This window comes from Streptomyces sp. NPDC046716 (assembly GCF_040645755.1).
In the GTDB taxonomy this organism is placed as follows: Bacteria; Actinomycetota; Actinomycetes; order Streptomycetales; family Streptomycetaceae; genus Streptomyces.
Genome location: NZ_JBEYYU010000023.1, coordinates 75620 through 95675 on the forward strand (window position 1 = coordinate 75620; position 20056 = coordinate 95675).

A 20056-nucleotide genomic window follows, 5' to 3' on the forward strand; every position below is an offset into this window, starting at 1 on the left:
ACGTTAGCTGACGGGACGTCAGATAGCCATGGTCTCGGGCTCCCGGGGTGCCTCGTCGGCGGTGTCCGGGGCCGTGGTGGTGTCCGCCGGCTTCGGCAGCGCCAGGTAGAGCAGGCCCGAGACGACGATCGTGACGATCCAGCCCAGTCCGTACTCGCCGATGAAGTTGTTGCCGGCCAGCGGGCCGGAGAACCAGTCCGACGAGGTGAACAGCAGCCCCGCGCCGAGACCGGCCGCCCAGGAGACGACGGCGGCGGGGGAGAAGCCGCCCTTGTACCAGTAGGCGCTGGTGCGGGTGGTGTCGAGCATGGCCGCGGCGTCGTAGTGCTTGCGCGTGAACATGTCCGCGCCGAAGACGCCCACCCAGGCGGAGAAGGCGACCGCGAGCAGCGACAGGAAGGCGATGAACGAGCCCATGAAGCTGGTGGCGACCAGCATCAGGATGCCGCCGAAGATCAGCGAGATGACCGCGTTGACCGAGACGGCCCAGTGGCGCGGGATCTTGAAGCCGAGGGTCTGCGCGGTGAAGCCGGCCGAGTACATCGACATGGCGTTGATCAGCAGCATGCCGACCAGCGAGATCAGCAGGTACGGCACCGCGATCCAGGTCGGCAGCAGCTCACCGAGGAAGGAGACCGGGTCGGAGGCCGAGGCCAGGTCGGGTGTGGAGACCGCCATGACGGCGCCCATCAGGACCATGGGCAGGACGACGATGCCCGCGCCGCCGATGGAGGTGCCGACGATCCCCCGGGAGGAGGCGGTGCGCGGCAGGTACCGGGTGAAGTCGGGGGAGGACGGGATCCAGCTGACGCCGCCGGCGGCGATCATGCCGATGCCCGCGACCATCAGGGAGGTCTGCCCGGCGGGCCGGCCGAAGACCGCGGACCAGTCGGTGTCGATGATCAGGTAGACCAGCACCAGGACCGAGAAGAGGCCGAAGAGGTACGTCGCGTACTTGTTGCACTTCTGCACGGCGTTGATGCCGAGCCCGGAGATCACGAACGTGGCGACCACGAAGGCGAGCAGGGTGACGATCACCAGGACGTTGTTCTTCCCGATGCCGAACAGGATGTCGAGGATCGTCAGGACGGCGTACGCGCCCGTCACCGCGTTGATCGTCTCCCAGCCCCAGCGTGCGATCCAGATGAGCGATCCGGGCAGCAGATTGCCGCGCTGGCCGAAGACCGCGCGGGACAGCGCCATCCCGGGGGCGCCGCCGCGCTTGCCCGCGATGCCGATCAGGCCGACCAGGCCGTACGACACGATGGGCGCCGCGACCGCGACGACGAGGGCCTGCCAGAAGTTGAGCTTGTACGCCACGACGAGGCTCGCGCCCATCGTCAGCAGCAGCACGCTGATGTTGGCGCCGACCCAGGTCGGGAAGAGGTCGCGGGTCTTGGCGGTGCGCTCGGAATCGGGGACGGGCTCGAGGCCGCGCGTTTCCAGGGCGCCTTCGGATGCGGCGGTCTTGCTCATGGCGGGGGGTTCCATGCCTCTCGCTCGGCTCCGACGCGGGGGACGGGAGAGCCGGTGGGGGTGGGGCGAATCGATCTGGAGGGACTCTACGCGCGTTGACGCGACCACTTCCATCGTACTTTAGTCCGAGTCATACCCTCCAGAGCCCTTTGTCCTTTGGAGGAAGCAACGAGAACAGCCCCGGCGAGGGCCCATGACTGATACTGGACGAGTTATGGAAATCGTCATCCTTGCTGTAGTCATCGCCGTGGTCGTGATCGGCGCGGTCAGCGGGCTGGTGGTCAGCGGTCGCAAGAAGAAGCAGCTGCCGCCTCCTCCCCCGTCGGCCCCCGACATCACCGCCGCCCCGCCCGCCGAGCCGCACGTAGGCGACGAGGCCGAGACGCCGCGCGACGAAGCGCGGCGCACGATCGAGGAGGTCGACCTTCCGGTCACCGAGGAGCCCGCGGCTCCTGTGGTGGTCGAGGAGCCCGCCGCTCCCGAGGTCGAGGTACCGGAGCCGACCGCGGGCCGCCTGGTGCGGCTGCGCGCCCGGCTGTCGCGCTCGCAGAACGCGCTGGGCAAGGGGCTGCTCACGCTCCTGTCGCGCGAGCACCTCGACGAGGACACCTGGGAGGAGATCGAGGACACGCTGCTCACCGCCGACGTCGGCGTGCAGCCCACCCAGGAGCTGGTCGAGAACCTGCGCGAGCGCGTGCGGGTGCTCGGTACCCGCACCCCCGAGGAGCTGCGCGGCCTGCTGCGCGAGGAGCTCCTCAAGCTGCTCGTCCCCGAGTTCGACCGTGCCGTGAAGACGGACGGGAACGCCGACGGGACCACTCCGGGCATCGTGATGGTCGTCGGGGTCAACGGCACCGGCAAGACCACCACCACCGGCAAGCTCGCGCGCGTGCTCGTCGCCGACGGCAAGAACGTCGTGCTCGGCGCCGCAGATACGTTCCGCGCCGCCGCCGCCGATCAGCTGCAGACCTGGGGCGAGCGCGTCGGCGCCCGCACCGTGCGCGGCCCCGAGGGCGGCGACCCGGCGTCCATCGCCTTCGACGCCGTGAAGGAGGGCATCGAGGCGGGCGCGGACGTCGTCCTCATCGACACCGCGGGCCGGCTGCACACCAAGACCGGCCTGATGGACGAGCTCGGCAAGGTCAAGCGCGTCGTGGAGAAGCACGCGCCGCTCGACGAGGTGCTGCTCGTGCTCGACGCGACGACGGGGCAGAACGGGCTGGTCCAGGCCCGCGTCTTCGCCGAGGTCGTCGACATCAGCGGCATCGTGCTGACCAAGCTGGACGGCACCGCCAAGGGCGGCATCGTGATCGCGGTCCAGCGCGAGCTGGGCGTACCGGTCAAGCTGATCGGCCTGGGCGAGGGCCCGGACGACCTGGCGCCGTTCGAGGCCGAGGCGTTCGTGGACGCGCTGATCGGGGAGTAATCGATTCGGCGCAGCCGGAACGAGGAGAATCCTCGGCCCGCACAGTCACTGTGCGGGCCGAGGATTCTTTTCGTGCGGGCCGACTGCCGGGGACGGGCCCTAGGGCCTGTCCGGCGGATCTTGTCGCGGGCGCGGGGTCTGGCACGCCGACCTGCGGCGTTGTCGTCGGTTGCCAACGCTCCGCGCTGACGCCCTCCTCTGCCGTGCATCTCGACGCACCAGACCCCGCTCACCAGCACAGAAATGCGCGGGCCGCCCGGCTGCGACCTGATCCGCCGGACAGGCCCTAGGCGCAGGGCGACCGGTGTGCCACGTACGCCAGGGCTCCGAGGAGGAGCCGTGCCTGCGGGGGCTGCATCGCCGTGTCCAGGGACGGGGCGCGCAGCCAGGTCGCGGGTCCGAGGCCCGCGCGGTCCGACGGGGGAGCGGTGATGTGGTCACCGGCTCCGAGCGCGTGCAGGTCGAGGGAGGCGCCGTCCCAGCCCATGCGGTAGAGCAGCGTCGGCAGTTCGGCCGCGGCGCCGGGGGCGACGAAGAAGTGGGCGCGGCCCTCCGGGGTGGCGACGACCGGGCCGAGGGGGACGCCCATGCGCTCCAGCCGGATCAGGGCGCGGCGGCCCGCCGCCTCGGGCACGTCCAGGATGTCGAAGGCGCGGCCCACGGGGAGCAGTACCGCGGCGCCGGGGAACTGTCCCCAGGCCGCCGTCACCTCGTCGAGGGTGGCGCCGGCCGGGATCAGTGCGGCCGGGTCGATCGGGTGGGCACCGGGGGCCCGGCAGTCCGCCTTGCCGCACGAGCAGACGCCGCCCGCGGCGCGCGCGCCGGGAACCACGTCCCAGCCCCAGAGACCGGTGAACTCCGCCACCGTGGTGCAGTCCGAAGTGCGGCCGGACGCGCGGCCCCGGCGTCGTGTGCCGGAACGCATCTCGCGAATGCCGCCGATCGTGAAGCCCATGCCCCCTCCAACAGGTCCCGCGCGCCGGTGGTTACGCGACGGATACGGATCGTGACCCGATGCACTCGCCGCTTGGTCAGGGCGGCGCCGAGCCGCATCCGGGGTGGTGCGCCGCGGGGTCACGCGCCCCGGCGCACTACGCTCCGCCCATCTCCGGCTGTCCTATGTCAAGTGAATCGTGTGTCAGCGCAACTGAGTTCATTCGAAGGGGTGGCGAATGGTGGCGTTTCCGGGTTCGCCCTCGCGAGAGGGGTGATCGTAGGATTACTTTCAGTGCACGAACCCTCGGGGTACATGCACCCGTGGGTATGCCGGAGGCAAGCCGGATTCCTGTTCGAGGAGTGACAACTGCCGGACGGGAAGCCGTAGTTGACGGCATCCTGGTAAGGCTTGCTGACAGCTCGACGACTGCTCGATGACAGCTTGATGGCAAAGAGTGGCCGACCGGGCCTTTGGCGGGGTTCGACAGGGCCTCGGACTTGAGCGCCCCGGACGGCACGGATCGCTCGACGGCAGAGATCGCGTAGACAACTTCAGGGAATGGGGGCGTTCCAGTGGGCGGCAGCGGCGGCAGCGTGGCGAACGCGGAGAAGCGCCCGAACGAACTGCTCAACTCGTGGTTCCTGCGCAGTGGCTGGTCCAAGGGCGAGCTGGCGCGCCAGGTGAACCGCCGGGCCCGCCAGTTGGGGGCGAACCACATCTCGACGGACACCTCACGGGTGCGCCGCTGGCTCGACGGGGAGAACCCGCGCGAGCCGATCCCCAGAATCCTGAGCGAGCTGTTCTCCGAGCGTTTCGGCTGTGTCGTCGCCGTCGAGGACCTCGGCCTGCGCGCCGCGCACCAGGCCCCCTCCGTCTCAGGCGTCGACCTGCCGTGGACCGGACCGCAGACCGTCGCGCTCATCGGCGAGTTCTCGCGCAGCGACCTGATGCTCGCGCGCCGGGGCTTCCTCGGCAGCTCCCTCGCGCTCGCCGCGGGCCCCGCCCTCATCGAGCCGATGCAGCGCTGGCTGGTGCCCACCCCGGGCGCCGCGGCGAGCCGGCCGGACCAGGAGAATGCCGCGCACCGCCGGGCGAACCGGCTGTCGAAGCCGGAGCTTGACCTCCTGGAGTCCACCACCGTCATGTTCCGCCAGTGGGACGCCCAGTGCGGCGGCGGGCTGCGCCGCAAGGCGGTCGTCGGCCAATTGCACGAGGTGACCGACCTCCTCCAGGAGCCGCAGCCCGAGACCACCACCAAGCGCCTGTTCAAGGTCGCCGCCGAACTGGCGGAGCTGGCCGGCTGGATGAGCTACGACGTGGGGCTGCAGCCCACCGCCCAGAAGTACTTCGTGCTCGCCCTGCACGCCGCCAAGGAAGCGGGCGACAAGCCGCTGGGCTCGTACATCCTCAGCAGCATGAGCCGCCAGATGATCCATCTCGGCCGCCCCGACGACGCGTTGGAGCTCATCCACCTCGCCCAGTACGGCAGCCGCGACTGCGCCAGTCCGCGCACCCAGGCCATGCTGTATGCGATGGAGGCCCGCGCCTACGCGAACATGGGACAGCCCGGCAAGTGCAAGCGGGCCGTCCGCATGGCCGAGGACACCTTCACCGACGCCGACGACTGGGACGAGCCGGACCCCGACTGGATCCGCTTCTTCTCCGCGGCCGAACTGCACGGGGAGAACAGCCACTCCTTCCGCGACCTCGCCTATGTCGCCGGCCGCAGCCCCGCCTACGCGTCGATGTCCGAGCCGCTGATGCAGCGGGCCGTCGACCTGTTCGGCCAGGACGCCGAGCACCAGCGCTCGTACGCGCTGAACCTGATCGGGATGGCCACCGTGCACCTGCTCCAGAAGGAGCCGGAGCAGGCGACCGTGATGGCCAAGCAGGCGCTCGGCATCGCCCGCAAGGTCCGCTCCGAGCGGGTCAACACCCGCATCCGCAAGACCGTGGACACCGCGGTCCGCGACTTCGGCGACCTCGCCGAGGTCATCGACCTCACCGACCTGCTCGCCGCACAGCTGCCCGAGACCGCCGAAGCGGCGGTCTGAGCACCTCCGGAACCCCGGCCGCGACCGGCCCGTCCCGAAACAGCCCGACTCGGCTCCCCCGCGCCAGGTCATCGAGGACGGCGGTCGCGGCCGGCCCATGTCCACGCCACGGCCGCGCCGCGAAAACGAGCGGCAAACCCGTCATCCGGCAGTTCATGGACGCGTAACACCCACGACCTCTTCGTCACTGCGGCGAAACATCGAGGGGCACCCACGGAAACCGGCCTGCGCCAATCTCATGGCTCATAACCGGCCCACCCCTCATGTGACCGCTCAGGCTTCGCCCGCACGGGGCCGTACCAACGACGAGGAGACGCCGATGGCACCAGCCGCCATCACGCTCGCCGCAGAAGCGCCCAAGCTCTCTGCCGCGAACACAGGCTTCATGCTGATCTGTTCCGCCCTGGTGATGCTCATGACCCCGGGCCTGGCCTTCTTCTACGGAGGCATGGTCCGCGTCAAGAGCACCCTCAACATGCTGATGATGAGCTTCATCAGCCTCGGGATCATCACGATCCTGTGGGTGCTGTACGGCTTCTCCGTCGCGTTCGGCACGGACAAGGGGTCGCTCTTCGGCTGGGACGGCGACTACGTCGGCCTCAGCGGGATCGGACTGACCCAGCTCTGGGACGGCTACACCATCCCGGTCTACGTCTTCGCCGTCTTCCAGCTGATGTTCGCCATCATCACGCCCGCCCTGATAAGCGGTGCCCTCGCGGACCGTGTGAAGTTCACGGCGTGGGCCCTGTTCATCACCCTGTGGGCCACGATCGTCTACTTCCCCGTCGCGCACTGGGTGTGGGGGACCGGCGGCTGGGCCTTCGACCTCGGCGTGATCGACTTCGCCGGCGGTACGGCCGTGCACATCAACGCGGGTGCCGCGGCGCTCGGCGTGATCCTCGTCATCGGCAAGCGCGTCGGCTTCAAGAAGGACCCGATGCGGCCGCACTCGCTGCCGTGGACGATGCTCGGCGCCGGTCTGCTGTGGTTCGGCTGGTTCGGCTTCAACGCCGGCTCGTGGCTCGGCAACGACGACGGCGTCGGCGCGCTGATGTTCGTCAACACCCAGGTCGCCACCGCCGCCGCGATGCTCGCCTGGCTCATCTACGAGAAGCTCCGCCATGGCGCGTTCACCTCGCTCGGCGCCGCCTCCGGTGCCGTCGCCGGTCTCGTCGCGATCACTCCGTCCGGCGGCGCCGTCTCGCCGCTCGGCGCGATCGCCGTCGGCGCCATCGCCGGTGTGCTCTGCGCCATGGCCGTCGGCCTCAAGTACAAGTTCGGCTACGACGACTCGCTCGACGTCGTCGGCGTCCACCTCGTCGGCGGCATCGTCGGCTCGCTCCTGATCGGCTTCTTCGCCACCGGCGGCGGCCAGTCCGACGCGGCCGGCCTGTTCTACGGCGGCGGCCTCACCCAGTTCTGGAAGCAGTGCGCCGGTGTCGGCGGCGTCCTCGCCTACTCGCTGATCGCCTCCGCGATCCTCGCCTTCCTCATCGACAAGACCATCGGCATGCGGGTCAGCGAGGACGACGAGGTCACGGGCATCGACCAGACCGAGCACGCCGAGACCGCGTACGACTTCAGCGGAGCGGGCGGCGGCGCCGCGGCCCGCACCTCCGTGCCGGCTCCGGTGGCCCAGGAATCGAAGAAGGTGGACGCATGAAGCTCATCACCGCGGTCGTCAAGCCGCACCGGCTCGACGAGATCAAGGAAGCCCTCCAGGCCTTCGGCGTCCAGGGGCTGACCGTGACCGAGGCCAGCGGCTACGGCCGTCAGCGCGGCCACACCGAGGTCTACCGTGGGGCCGAGTACACCGTCGACCTGGTGCCCAAGATCCGGATCGAGGTCCTGGTCGAGGACGACGACGCCGACCAGCTGGTCGATGTCGTGGTGAAGGCGGCCCGCACCGGCAAGATCGGTGACGGCAAGGTCTGGGCGGTCCCCGTCGAGACGGCCGTGAGGGTCAGGACCGGCGAGCGCGGACCGGACGCGCTGTAAAAGCCTTACCGGCTGGCAAAGGACGGGAGTCGCTGGGTGACGAGTGTGAACGACGTACGGACCGAAGCATCGGACGACAAACCCAGCGGCTACGCGGCGGCCCGGCTGCGTCTTCTCCAAGGAGGAGCGCAGTCCGGGCCGCCGCGCCGTTCGGCCCTCGCCGAGCTCACCGACGACTGGCTGACCGAACTGTTCGGCCAGGGCGCCCAGGGAGTCGCGCTGGTGGCCGTCGGCGGCTACGGACGGGGCGAACTCTCCCCGCGCAGCGACCTCGATCTGCTCCTGCTGCACGACGGCACCGCCGACCCCGGTGAGATCGCCGCACTCGCCGACCGCGTCTGGTACCCGGTCTGGGACCTGGGCCTCGCCCTCGACCATTCGGTGCGCACCCCCGCCGAGGCCCGCAAGACCGCGGGCGACGACCTCAAGGTGCACCTGGGCCTCCTCGACGCCCGGCACATCGCGGGAGACCTGGGCCTGACGGCCGGACTGCGCACGGCGATCCTCGCCGACTGGCGCAACCAGGCGCCCAAGCGGCTCCCGGAACTGCGCGAGCTGTGCGAGGAGCGCGGCGAACGCCAGGGCGAACTGCAGTACCTGCTCGAACCCGATCTGAAGGAGGCACGCGGCGGCCTGCGCGACGCGACGGCGCTGCGGGCCGTCGCCGCGTCCTGGCTCGCTGACGCCCCGCGCGAGGGGCTCGCCGACGCCCGGCGCCGGCTGCTCGACGTCCGGGACGCGCTGCATCTCACCACCGGCCGCGCGACCGACCGGCTCGCCCTCCAGGAGCAGGACCAGGTCGCCGCCGAACTGGGCCTGCTGGACGCCGACACCCTGCTCAGACAGGTGTACGAGGCCGCGCGCACCATCTCGTACGCCAGCGATGTCACCTGGCGCGAAGTCGGCCGGGTCCTCCAGTCCCGAGCCGTACGGCCCCGGCTGCGCGCCATGCTCGGCGGCGGGAGGGCGGCGCCGGTGGAACGCTCGCCGCTCGCCGAGGGCGTCGTCGAGATGGACGGCGAGGCCGTGCTCGCGCGGGCCGCCAAACCCGAGCGCGACCCGGTCCTGCCGCTGCGCGCCGCCGCCGCGGCGGCCCAGGCGGGGCTGCCGCTGTCGCTGCACGCGGTGCGCCGGATGGCCGCGGCGGCCCGCCCGCTGCCCACCCCCTGGCCCGCCGAGGCCCGCGAACAACTCGTGACGCTGCTCGGCGCGGGACGCTCCACCGTCGACGTGTGGGAGGCGCTGGAGGCGGAGGGGCTGATCACCCGGCTGCTCCCGGACTGGGAGCGGGTGCGGTGCCGGCCGCAGCGCAACGCCGTGCACACCTGGACCGTCGACCGGCACCTGGTCGAGACGGCGGTCCGCGCGAGCGAGCTGACCCGCCGGGTCGGCCGCCCCGACCTGCTCCTCGTGGCGGCGCTGCTGCACGACATCGGCAAGGGCTGGCCCGGCGACCACTCGGTCGCGGGCGAGATCATCACCCGGGACGTGGCCGCGCGGATCGGCTTCGACCGCGCCGACGTGGCCGTGCTCTCCTCGCTCGTCCGCCATCACCTGCTGCTCATCGAGACCGCGACCCGCAGGGACCTGGAGGACCCGGCGACCGTACGGGCCGTCGCCGACGCGGTCGGCTCGGTCGGCACCCTCGAACTGCTGCACGCACTGACCGAGGCGGACGCCCTCGCCACGGGCCCGGCCGCCTGGTCGTCCTGGCGGGGGTCCCTCGTCGCCGACCTGGTCAAGCGGGTCTCGGCGGTGCTCGCCGGGGACGAACCCCGCGATCCGGACGCGGCCGAGACCACGGCCGAGCAGGAGCGGTTGGCCGTGGAGGCGTTCCGCACCGGCGGGCCCGTGCTCTCCCTGCGTGCCCAGACCGAGGCGGCCGCCGACCCGTCCGACGAGCCCGAACCGCTGGGCGTCGAACTGCTGATCGCCGTACCGGACCAGCCGGGCGTGCTGCCCGCCGTGGCCGGCGTGCTCGCCGTGCACCGGCTGACCGTACGGACGGCCGAGCTGCGGTCCCTGACGCTGCCGGAGGGCGTCGAGGGAGCCGTGCTGCTGCTCGACTGGCGGGTCGCCGCCGAGTACGGCTCCCTGCCGCAGGCCGCCCGGCTGCGCGCCGACCTCGTACGGGCCCTCGACGGGTCCCTCGACGTCGCGGCCCGGCTCGCCGAGCGGGACGCCGCCTATCCGCGGCGCCGGGGCGCTGTGGCGCCGCCGGCCCGGGTCGCCGTGGCCTCGGCCGGATCCCGGCTCGCGACCGTGATCGAGGTGCGGGCCCAGGACGCGCCGGGACTGCTCTACCGGATCGGGCGCGCGCTGGAGACCTCCGGCGTGCGGGTGCGCTCCGCCCATGTGTCGACGCTGGGGGCGAACGCGGTGGACGCGTTCTATGTCACCGGGGCCGACGGGGCGCCGTTGCCCTCGGAGGAGGCCGCGTCGGTGGCGAAGGGGTTGGAGGGGGCACTGCGGGCGTAGGGGCGCCTTCCGAAGAGGGGCGCGCGGCCGGTCGGCGGGATGCGGGAGGTGCGTGGCCGGTCGCGCAGTACCCCGCGCCCCTGGCGGGGCGCTTCGGCCCCGCGCCCCGTCGTGCCCTCGCTCGTGCGACCGGGCCGCAGACCAAGCTCCCGCGGCCCGATACCCTGGAGGGCGACCTGTCCGACCGCCCACCGACCCGAGGATTCGCGACCGCCGTGTTCGACACTCTTTCCGATCGCCTCGCAGCGACATTCAAGAACCTCCGCGGCAAAGGCCGGCTGAGCGAAGCGGACATCGATGCCACGGCCCGCGAGATCCGTATCGCGCTGCTCGAGGCCGACGTCGCCCTGCCCGTCGTCCGCGCCTTCATCAAGCAGGTCAAGGAGCGCGCGGCCGGCGCCGAGGTCTCCCAGGCGCTGAACCCCGCACAGCAGGTCATCAAGATCGTCAACGAGGAGCTCATCGGCATCCTCGGCGGCGAGACCCGCCGGCTGCGCTTCGCCAAGACCGGCCCGACCGTGATCATGCTCGCGGGTCTGCAGGGTGCCGGTAAGACGACGCTCGCGGGCAAGCTGGGCCTCTGGCTGAAGTCCCAGGGCCACTCGCCGCTGCTCGTCGCCTGTGACCTCCAGCGCCCGAACGCGGTGAACCAGCTGAGCGTCGTCGCCGAGCGCGCCGGCGTCGGCATCTACGCCCCGCAGCCGGGCAACGGCGTGGGCGACCCGGTCCAGGTCGCCAAGGACTCCGTCGAGTACGCCAAGTCCAAGGTGTACGACGTGGTCGTCGTCGACACCGCGGGCCGTCTCGGCATCGACCAGGAGCTGATGCAGCAGGCCGCGGACATCCGCGACGCGGTCAGCCCCGACGAGATCCTCTTCGTCGTCGACGCCATGATCGGTCAGGACGCGGTCAACACGGCCGAGGCGTTCCGCGACGGCGTCGGCTTCGACGGCGTGGTGCTCTCCAAGCTGGACGGTGACGCCCGCGGTGGTGCGGCGCTCTCCATCGCGCACGTCACCGGCCGCCAGATCATGTTCGCCTCGAACGGCGAGAAGCTGGACGAGTTCGACGCGTTCCACCCGGACCGCATGGCGTCCCGCATCCTCGGCATGGGCGACATGCTCACGCTGATCGAGAAGGCCGAGCAGACCTTCTCGCAGCAAGAGGCCGAGAAGATGGCCTCGAAGCTGGCCTCCAAGAAGGGCCAGGACTTCACGCTCGACGACTTCCTGGCGCAGATGGAGCAGGTCAGGAAGATGGGCTCCATCTCCAAGCTGCTCGGCATGCTGCCCGGTATGGCGCAGATGAAGGACCAGATCAACAACCTCGACGAGCGCGACGTCGACCGCACCGCCGCCATCATCAAGTCGATGACCCCGGCCGAGCGCGCCGACGCCACGATCATCAACGGCTCGCGCCGCGCCCGCATCGCCCGGGGTTCCGGTGTCGAGGTCAGCGCGGTCAAGAACCTGGTCGAGCGGTTCTTCGAGGCCCGCAAGATGATGTCCCGCATGGCCCAGGGCGGCGGCATGCCGGGGATGCCCGGGATGCCGGGCATGGGCGGCGGCGCCGGCCGGACCAAGAAGCAGCCGAAGAAGGCCAAGGGCAAGCAGCGCTCCGGCAACCCGATGAAGCGCAAGCAGCAGGAGCAGGAGGAGGCGGCCCGTCGCGCGGCCGCCGCCGAGGCCGGCGGCGCGCTCGGTCTGCCCGGTGCGGGCCAGCAGGGCGGCAAGGACTTCGAGCTCCCCGACGAGTTCAAGAAGTTCATGGGCTGACCTGCCCGGACACGCGCGCGAAGGGCCCGGAACCGGATCGGTTCCGGGCCCTTCGCGCTGCTCCTCCCCGGTGGCGGCCCGTCCTGATCTGTGCGCTGATGGGCCCAAGGATCATGGGTAGTCGGCAGGAGGGCCAAGGCGTGGCGAACCCAGTACCCCCGCGCGATCGCACCGATCAGCCCTGGCGTTCGGAGGGCGCGCCGCCCCCGCCACCGCAGCAGCCGCCCAAGCGCAAGATGCCCGGTGGCTGGGGCGGGCTCATCCTGACGGCCCTGATCGTCTACCTCATCGCCAACCTGGTCCTGTCCTTCTTCAACCAGGGCGACGAGCCGACCATCTCGTACACCGAGTTCAGCAAGCAGGTCGCCGACGACAACGTCACCAAGATCTACTCCAAGGGCGACGCGATCCAGGGCCAGCTCAAGAAGGAGCAGCCCACCCCGGACGACAGCGACAGCCGCAGCAAGAACTACACGAAGTTCACCACGCAGCGGCCCTCCTTCGCGGACGACGACCTCTGGGCGAACCTGGAGAAGCACGACGTCACGGTGACCGCCGAACCGGTCGTCCAGGAGCGCAGCTTCCTGTCCAACCTGCTCATCTCGCTCGCCCCGATGCTGCTCCTCGTCGTCCTGTGGATTTTCATCGCGCGGCGGATGAGCCAGGGCATGGGTGGCGGTGCGGGCGGCATGCTCGGCCGCAAACAGCCGCCGAAACCGGTCGAGTTGGAACCCGGCAAGAAGCGCACCACCTTCGACGACGTCGCCGGGATCGACGAGGTCGAGGGCGAGCTCAACGACGTCGTCGACTTCCTGAAGAACCCCGACGAGTACCGCGCCATGGGCGCCAAGATGCCGCGCGGCGTGCTCCTCGCGGGCCCGCCGGGAACCGGAAAGACGCTGCTCGCGCGAGCCGTCGCGGGGGAGGCGGGCGTCCCGTTCTTCTCCGCCTCCGCCTCCGAGTTCATCGAGATGATCGTCGGCGTCGGCGCCTCCCGCGTCCGGGAACTCTTCGCCGAGGCCCGCAAGGTCGCGCCCTCGATCATCTTCATCGACGAGATCGACACCATCGGCCGCGCGCGGGGCGGCGGCAGCGGCATGGGCGGCCACGACGAGCGCGAGCAGACCCTCAACCAGATCCTCACCGAGATGGACGGATTCTCCGGCTCCGAGGGCGTCATCGTCATCGCCGCCACCAACCGCGCCGACGTCCTGGACCCGGCCCTGACCCGGCCCGGACGCTTCGACCGCATCGTCACCGTGTCGCCGCCCGACCGCGGCGGCCGCGAGTCCATCCTCAAGATCCACACGCGGCAGATCCCGCTCGCCGACGACGTGGACCTCGCGCAGGTGGCCCGTACGACACCGGGCATGACCGGCGCCGAACTGTCCAACCTCGCCAACGAGGCGGCCCTCCTCGCGGTCAAGCGCAAGCAGAAGCAGGTCACCCAGACCGATCTCTCCGAGGCGCTGGAGAAGGTCCAGCTGGGCGCCGAGCGGCCGCTGGTGATGCCCGACGAGGAGCGCCGCCGCACCGCCTACCACGAGAGCGGCCACGCCCTCCTCGGCATGCTGCAGCCCGGCGCCGACCCGGTCCGCAAGATCACGATCGTGCCGCGCGGCCGCGCCCTCGGCGTCACGCTGTCCACGCCGGACTCCGACAAATACGCGTACACGGAGGAGTACCTCCGGGGCCGCATCATCGGCGCGCTCGGCGGTATGGCGGCCGAACAGGTCGTCTACGGAGTCATCACGACCGGTGCGGAGAACGACCTGGAACAGGTCACCAACATCGCCCGCGGCATGGTCGCCCGCTGGGGCATGAGCGAGAAGGTCGGCCGCCTCTCCGCGCTGCCGAACGACGCCCAGCAGGCGTACGGGCTCGCCGCCGCCCCCGACACCCTGGACACGATCGACACGGAGATGCGCCGCATCGTGGACGAGTGCTACGACGAGGCGTGCCGCAAACTGCGCGACCACCGCGACCAGTTGGACGCCCTGGCGGCGGCGCTCCTGGAGAACGAGACCCTGGAGGAGGCCGACGCCTACCGGGTCGCCGGCGTCACCCGGCTCACCAAGGACTGACGCGCCCGCGCGCCTCAGACGGTACGGGCGATCAGATACCGGAAGACATTGGGCATCCACACCGTGCCGTCCCTGCGCACATACGGCTGGAGCGCCTCCGTCACCTCCTTGTCGACCTGGGTCGGGTCCGTCGCTCCGACGGCCGCGTCGAACAGACCGGTGGACAGCAGCCCCTTGAGCGCGCTCTCCGTGTCCGCGTAGCCGAAGGGACACGCCACCCGGCCGGACCCGTCGGGCCGCAGCCCGGCCCGCTGGGCGACCTCCTCCAGGTCGTCACGGAGGGCGGGGCGCCAGCCGATCGTGGTGCGCAGCGGGTCGGCCAGCTTCGTCGCCACCCGCAGTACGGACGACGCGGTGCAGCGGTCCGGGGGACCCCAGCCGACCAGCACGACGGCGGAGCCCCGCGCGGCGAGCGGCGCCGCGCTCTCCAGGAGTGCCGAGAGCCCTTCCGAGTCGCCGGCCGTGCAGCCGATCGGCTCGAACGCGGTGATGATGTCGTACGGCTTGCCGCCGGACCCCGCCACGATGCTGTCGTCGCTGCCGTCCGTGAGCCTGGTCCTCGGCCTGCCGCGTCCTGCCCAGGCCTCGGGCACCAGCCGCTCACGGGCGAGCGAGAGCCGCTCGGGTTCGGCGGACTCCACGCCGGTCACGGCCGCGCCGCGGGACGCCGCCATGAGGAGGGCCAGGCCGGAACCGCAGCCGAGACCCAGGAGACGGGTGCCGGAGCCGACCTCAAGCCGCTCGTACACCGCTTCGTAGAGCGGGACCAGCATTCGTTCCTGGATCTCCGCCCAGTCACGCGCGCGTGCGCACAGGTCCGCGCGCGGCACGGACGCCGCGTGGGATGGGTGCCGCTGCACGAGCGTAGGTGTCATGGAAAGTTCCCCAATTCGCCGAGAGATGCCGAGAGTTGTCGCCGATGCGTGTGGTTGTCGTGTCGTCGCGTCCTGCTCGCGCTCCCCCCGTATGCCAGAAAACTCCGCATCGTCCGCCACGTCTAGGGGGTGTCGGGCAGGCGTACGCCCAATGCGCGCATGCTCCGTCGTGCGCCCCCCGAGGGTCATATGACGGGTGCACGCCTGGGCATACGGGCGAAAAGGATTCCCGTGCTCCGCAGCCCTCCCCGTAACATGCGCGCCATGCCCAAAGCACCTGTTCTCACGCCCCAGGCGGAAGATTTCCCGCGCTGGTACCAGGACCTCATCGCCAAGGCGGAACTGGCGGACAACGGACCGGTGCGCGGCACGATGGTCATCCGACCGTACGGCTACGGCCTGTGGGAGCGGATGCAGCAGGACATGGACGCGCGCATCAAGGAGACCGGCACGCAGAACGCGTACTTCCCGCTCCTGATCCCGCAGTCCTACCTCACCAAGGAGGCCGACCACGTCGAGGGCTTCGCGCCCGAACTGGCCGTGGTCACCCACGGCGGCGGCAAGGAGCTGGAGGAGCCCGCCGTCGTCCGCCCCACCTCCGAGATGATCGTCAACGACTACTTCGCGAAGTGGATCCAGAGCTACCGCGACCTGCCCCTGCTCATCAACCAGTGGGCCAACGTGGTCCGCTGGGAACTGCGGCCCCGCCTCTTCCTGCGGACGACGGAATTCCTCTGGCAGGAGGGCCACACCGCGCACGCCACCTATGAGGATGCGCGCGACTTCGCGGCGCGCATCCACCGGCACGTGTACGCCGACTTCATGGAGAACGTGCTCGCCATGGACGTCGTCCTGGGCCGCAAGACCCCGAAGGAGCGTTTCGCGGGCGCCGTCAACACCCTGACCCTCGAAGGGATGATGGGCGACGGCAAGGCCCTCCAGATGGGCACCAGCCACGAACTCGGCCAGAACTTCGCCAAGGCGTTCCACACGCAGTACCTCTCCAAGGAGGGCAGGCAGGAACTCGTCTGGCAGACCTCCTGGGGTTCGACGACCCGCATGATCGGCGCCCTGGTGATGATGCACGGCGACGACAACGGCCTGCGCGTGCCGCCCCGCCTCGCGCCCACCCAGGTGGTCGTCCTCGCCGTCAAGGACGACGCGGCGGTGCTCGCCAAGGTGCGCGAGATCGGCACGTCGCTCGAGGCGGCAGGCATCCGTGCCCACGTCGACGACCGCACGGACACCCCCTTCGGGCGCCGCGCCGTCGACTGGGAGCTGAAGGGCGTGCCGGTCCGCGTCGAGGTGGGCCCGCGCGACCTGGAGAACGGGACCGCGATGCTGGCCCGCCGCATCCCCGGCGGCAAGGAACCGGTCGCGATCGACGGGCTCGCCGCCCTCCTGCCCGACGTGCTCGAAGCGGACCAGGCACTTCTGCTGAGGCAGTCGCGCGAGCGCCGCGAGTCCCGGACGAGCGAGGTCGCCACGGTCGAGGAGGCCGTCGAGGCGGCGACGGCCGGCGGCTGGGCCCGCATCCCCTGGGCCACCCTCGGCGAGGCGGGCGAGGCGAAGCTCGCCGAGCACGGGGTGTCCGTACGGTGCCTGCTGGCCGCGGACGGGGCGGTGCCGGACGCCGACGACGCACCCGGTAACGTCGCGGTCGTGGCGCGCGCCTACTGAGGGCCTCCGAGCTCTGTTGAGGCCGAAACCGCCTCTTGCGCATCCGGCCCCCGGCGCGTAGCTCCGACTACGCGCCGGGGCGTACGTGACGCTACGCACCACCTTGGTGCGGGCTGTGCTTCTTCTCCGCAGATCAGCGCACCCGCCCTCGTCAGGACGCATCAGCGGCAACTGACTGGTACGTGCAAATTATTTGGGATGCCCCGGAATAGGAACACGGAGGCACCCCGGCTCGTTGTCACGACGTGAGCACGACACCACCTGTTCTCGCCGCAGAGCTGGCAGGGGCGTGGGCCGACATTCAGCGGCACCACCCCGAACTGCCGGATCTTGCCGCGCCCGAATCCCTGATCGGGGAGTCGTCGTCCGCCTGCGGACGCGAGCTCTCCTTCGAGCGACTGCTCCACGAGGCAGTCCATGGCATCGCAGCCGCGCGCGGAATCCGCGACACCTCACGCGCCGGCCGGTACCACAACCGCAGATTCCTGGCCATCGCCGAGGAGCTGGGCCTCGACCACCCCGAGGAACCGCACCCGAGCAGTGGTTTCTCGCTGGTCACACTCAACCCGGAGGCGAAGCAGCGGTACCGCCAGACGATCGAGCGGCTCCAGCGCGCCCTGAAGGCCCACACGGTGGCCACGGCCGCGGACACCAAGCGCAGCTTCCGCGGCCCGGCCGCACGGCACGGCTCCTCCGGGGGCGGGGTCCGGGTCAAGGCCGTCTGCGACTGCGGCCGCAATGTCCGCGTCGTTCCCTCGGTGCTCGCCCAGGCGCCGATCGTGTGCGGCGGCTGCGGCAAGCCGTTCCGCATCCCGGAAGTGGTCGGCGCGGCCGCCGGCTGACCGGCGGGTTCCCGCTCCTGGTGGGGCGAGGTGGGGCGACCGTACTCCGGTTCGGTCGCCCTCTCGGCATATGGCACAATGGCTAGCTGTACTCGACAGCCGCACAGGACCCCTCTCTCCTCCGGCTGACGCGTCCATCGGGCACTCGGGTACCGCAACCCCACGCGGCAATCTCGCCGTGCCCACCCACGTCAAGACCAGGAGACACCACTCCCGTGGCAGTCAAGATCAAGCTGAAGCGTCTGGGCAAGATCCGTTCGCCTCACTACCGCATCGTCGTCGCCGACTCCCGTACCCGCCGTGACGGCCGGGCCATCGAGGAGATCGGTCTGTACCACCCGGTGCAGAACCCCTCGCGCATCGAGGTCGACTCGGAGCGCGCGCAGTACTGGCTGGGTGTCGGCGCGCAGCCGACCGAGCCGGTCATGGCCATCCTGAAGCTCACCGGTGACTGGCAGAAGCACAAGGGTCTGCCCGCCCCGGAGCCGCTGAAGGTCGCCGAGCCGAAGTCGGCCCGCCCCTCCTTCGAGGCGCTGGCCACGGCCGACGAGCCCAAGGGTGAGGCCATCACCCAGAAGAAGAAGGCTGAGAAGAAGGACGACACGGCCGAGGCCGCTGCGTCCGAGTCGACCGAGGCCTGAGCATGCTCGAGGAGGCTCTTGAGCACCTCGTGAAGGGCATCGTCGACAACCCCGACGACGTGCAGGTCGCCTCGCGCAACCTGCGTCGTGGGCGCGTACTCGAGGTTCGGGTCCACCCCGACGACCTCGGCAAGGTGATCGGCCGCAACGGCCGCACCGCGCGCGCTCTGCGGACCGTCGTGGGCGCCATCGGCGGCCGCGGTATCCGCGTCGACCTCGTCGACGTGGACCAGGTTCGCTGACAAAGTTGAACACCGGCTCGGGCCGGGGAGGGCTTACGGGCCGTCCCCGGCCCTAGTCGTATGACAGGAGAGTTTCCGACGTGCAGTTGGTAGTCGGGCGCATCGGCCGCGCCCACGGCATCAAGGGTGAAGTCACCGTCGAGGTGCGCACCGACGAGCCCGAGCTGCGGCTCGGTCCCGGTGCGGTGCTCGCCACCGACCCCGCCTCCACCGGACCGCTCACCATCGAGTCCGGCCGGGTGCACTCCGGCCGGCTGCTGCTGCGCTTCGCGGGCGTACGGGACCGGAGCGGGGCGGAGGCGCTGCGCAACACGATCCTGATCGCCGAGGTCGACCCGGAAGAGCTGCCGGAGGACGAGGACGAGTTCTACGACCACCAGCTCATGGACCTCGACGTCGTCACGGTCGACGGCACCGAGGTCGGCCGGATCACCGAGATCTCGCACCTGCCCTCGCAGGACCTGTTCATCGTGGAGCGGCCCGACGGCACCGAGGTCATGATCCCGTTCGTCGAGGAGATCGTCACCGAGATCGACCTCGAGGAGCAGAAGGCGGTCATCGACCCGCCGCCCGGCCTGATCGACGACCGCGCCGAGATCGCGTCGTCGCGCGAGGACTCCGCGGAGGAGGAGTCCGCATGAGGCTCGACGTCGTCACGATCTTCCCCGAGTACCTCGAACCGCTGAACGTCTCCCTGGTCGGCAAGGCACGCGCGCGCGGCCAACTCGACGTCCACGCGCACGATCTGCGGCAGTGGACGTACGACCGACACAACACGGTCGACGACACCCCCTACGGCGGCGGCCCCGGCATGGTCATGAAGACCGACCCGTGGGGCGACTGCCTCGACGAGGTGCTCGCCGAGGGGTACGAGAGCGGGGCCCACGGGCCCGTCCTGGTCGTCCCCACGCCCTCCGGGCGCCCCTTCACCCAGGAACTCGCCGTCGAGCTCTCCGAGCGCCCCTGGCTGGTCTTCACGCCCGCGCGCTACGAGGGCATCGACCGCCGCGTCATCGACGAGTACGCGACCCGTATGCCGGTCTACGAGGTCTCCATCGGCGACTACGTCCTCGCGGGCGGCGAAGCGGCCGTCCTCGTGATCACCGAGGCCGTGGCCCGCCTGCTGCCCGGCGTCCTCGGCAACGCCGCCTCCCACCAGGACGACTCCTTCGCGCCGGGCGACATGGCGAACCTCCTCGAAGGGCCCGTGTACACCAAGCCGCCCGAGTGGCGCGGCCGGGACATCCCCGACGTGCTGCTCAGCGGCCACCACGGCAAGATCGCCCGCTGGCGGCGGGACGAGGCGCTGCGCCGCACCGTGCGCAACCGCCCCGACCTGATCGAGCGCACCGACCCCAAGGCCTTCGACAAGAAGGACCGCGAAATGCTCTCGATCCTGGGCTGGGGCCCGGGCCCCGACGGACGATTTGGGTCCATGGCCCAGGCCGTGGAAGAATAGGCCGCTGCTGTACGTCCAGCCTGCGCCCCTGCCACAGGGGGAACGACGCAAGGCCCGACGCGATCAGCTACCGAAACTCATCGCATACC

16 protein-coding genes are annotated in these 20056 nt (G+C 70.8%); 13 read left to right on the forward strand and 3 right to left on the reverse strand.

The features are described 5' to 3' along the window. Positions 1–18 precede the first annotated feature (18 nt). Entirely contained in the window at positions 19–1476 is a 1458-nt protein-coding gene (locus tag ABZ930_RS19095) for a cytosine permease (protein ID WP_361549130.1), read from the reverse strand. Between the two features lie 214 nt (positions 1477–1690). On the opposite strand from ABZ930_RS19095, the gene ftsY reads away from it, so the two are divergent. Beyond that, positions 1691–2902 (forward strand): signal recognition particle-docking protein FtsY, encoded by a 1212-nt coding sequence (ftsY, locus tag ABZ930_RS19100; RefSeq protein WP_361549132.1) that lies wholly within the window; start codon positions 1691–1693, stop codon positions 2900–2902. Positions 2903–3188: 286 nt separating this feature from the next. Here the strand turns inward: ftsY and ABZ930_RS19105 are convergent, their stop codons facing one another. Continuing rightward, positions 3189–3857 carry a bifunctional DNA primase/polymerase gene (locus tag ABZ930_RS19105; RefSeq protein WP_361549134.1) on the reverse strand — a complete coding sequence of 223 codons (669 nt, stop codon included), beginning with the start codon at positions 3855–3857 and terminating at the stop codon, positions 3189–3191. Positions 3858–4411: 554 nt separating this feature from the next. On the opposite strand from ABZ930_RS19105, the gene ABZ930_RS19110 reads away from it, so the two are divergent. From ABZ930_RS19110 to ftsH, 6 genes are all read left to right on the forward strand, one after another. Beyond that, positions 4412–5893, forward strand: a complete 1482-nt coding sequence (locus tag ABZ930_RS19110) for a hypothetical protein (RefSeq protein ID WP_361549136.1) — start codon at positions 4412–4414, stop codon at positions 5891–5893. A gap of 319 nt (positions 5894–6212) precedes the next feature. Beyond that, positions 6213–7556: an ammonium transporter gene (locus tag ABZ930_RS19115; protein WP_361549138.1), complete on the forward strand. Its 1344-nt coding sequence runs from the start codon at positions 6213–6215 to the stop codon at positions 7554–7556. Continuing rightward, positions 7553–7891, forward strand: coding sequence for a P-II family nitrogen regulator (locus ABZ930_RS19120; RefSeq protein WP_266596273.1), 339 nt, complete (start codon positions 7553–7555; stop codon positions 7889–7891). Before ABZ930_RS19115 ends, ABZ930_RS19120 begins: the two co-directional genes overlap by 4 nt. 36 nt (positions 7892–7927) lie before the next feature. Continuing rightward, entirely contained in the window at positions 7928–10369 is a 2442-nt protein-coding gene (locus ABZ930_RS19125) for a [protein-PII] uridylyltransferase (RefSeq protein WP_361549140.1), read from the forward strand. 215 nt (positions 10370–10584) lie between these two features. Continuing rightward, positions 10585–12144 carry a signal recognition particle protein gene (gene ffh / locus ABZ930_RS19130; protein ID WP_361549142.1) on the forward strand — a complete coding sequence of 520 codons (1560 nt, stop codon included), beginning with the start codon at positions 10585–10587 and terminating at the stop codon, positions 12142–12144. Between the two features lie 140 nt (positions 12145–12284). Next, on the forward strand, positions 12285–14228 hold the full coding sequence (ftsH, locus tag ABZ930_RS19135; RefSeq protein WP_361549144.1) for an ATP-dependent zinc metalloprotease FtsH: 1944 nt from the start codon (positions 12285–12287) through the stop codon (positions 14226–14228). Between the two features lie 14 nt (positions 14229–14242). On the opposite strand, the gene ABZ930_RS19140 is transcribed toward ftsH, so the two are convergent. After that, the gene (locus tag ABZ930_RS19140) at positions 14243–15103 is read right to left on the reverse strand and encodes an SAM-dependent methyltransferase (protein WP_361549146.1); all 861 of its coding nucleotides are present in this window, start codon (positions 15101–15103) and stop codon (positions 14243–14245) included. A 264-nt stretch (positions 15104–15367) separates the two neighbouring features. Here ABZ930_RS19140 and proS point away from each other — a divergent pair, with 264 nt between their 5' ends. The 6 genes from proS (at position 15368) to trmD (ending at position 19967) form a co-directional block, all read left to right on the forward strand. After that, positions 15368–16783 (forward strand): proline--tRNA ligase, encoded by a 1416-nt coding sequence (gene proS, locus ABZ930_RS19145; protein ID WP_361549148.1) that lies wholly within the window; start codon positions 15368–15370, stop codon positions 16781–16783. A gap of 245 nt (positions 16784–17028) precedes the next feature. Continuing rightward, complete coding sequence (locus ABZ930_RS19150; protein WP_361549150.1) at positions 17029–17625, forward strand: hypothetical protein; 597 nt, start codon at positions 17029–17031, stop codon at positions 17623–17625. Positions 17626–17840: 215 nt separating this feature from the next. Then, on the forward strand, positions 17841–18266 hold the full coding sequence (rpsP, locus tag ABZ930_RS19155) for a 30S ribosomal protein S16 (RefSeq protein WP_111668204.1): 426 nt from the start codon (positions 17841–17843) through the stop codon (positions 18264–18266). A gap of 2 nt (positions 18267–18268) precedes the next feature. Further along, positions 18269–18508 carry an RNA-binding protein gene (locus ABZ930_RS19160; RefSeq protein WP_005311361.1) on the forward strand — a complete coding sequence of 80 codons (240 nt, stop codon included), beginning with the start codon at positions 18269–18271 and terminating at the stop codon, positions 18506–18508. Between the two features lie 80 nt (positions 18509–18588). Continuing rightward, positions 18589–19149, forward strand: coding sequence for a ribosome maturation factor RimM (gene rimM, locus ABZ930_RS19165; RefSeq protein ID WP_361549152.1), 561 nt, complete (start codon positions 18589–18591; stop codon positions 19147–19149). Continuing rightward, entirely contained in the window at positions 19146–19967 is an 822-nt protein-coding gene (gene trmD, locus ABZ930_RS19170; RefSeq protein WP_361549154.1) for a tRNA (guanosine(37)-N1)-methyltransferase TrmD, read from the forward strand. The genes rimM and trmD overlap by 4 nt, the downstream gene beginning before the upstream one ends. Positions 19968–20056: the final 89 nt, after the last annotated feature.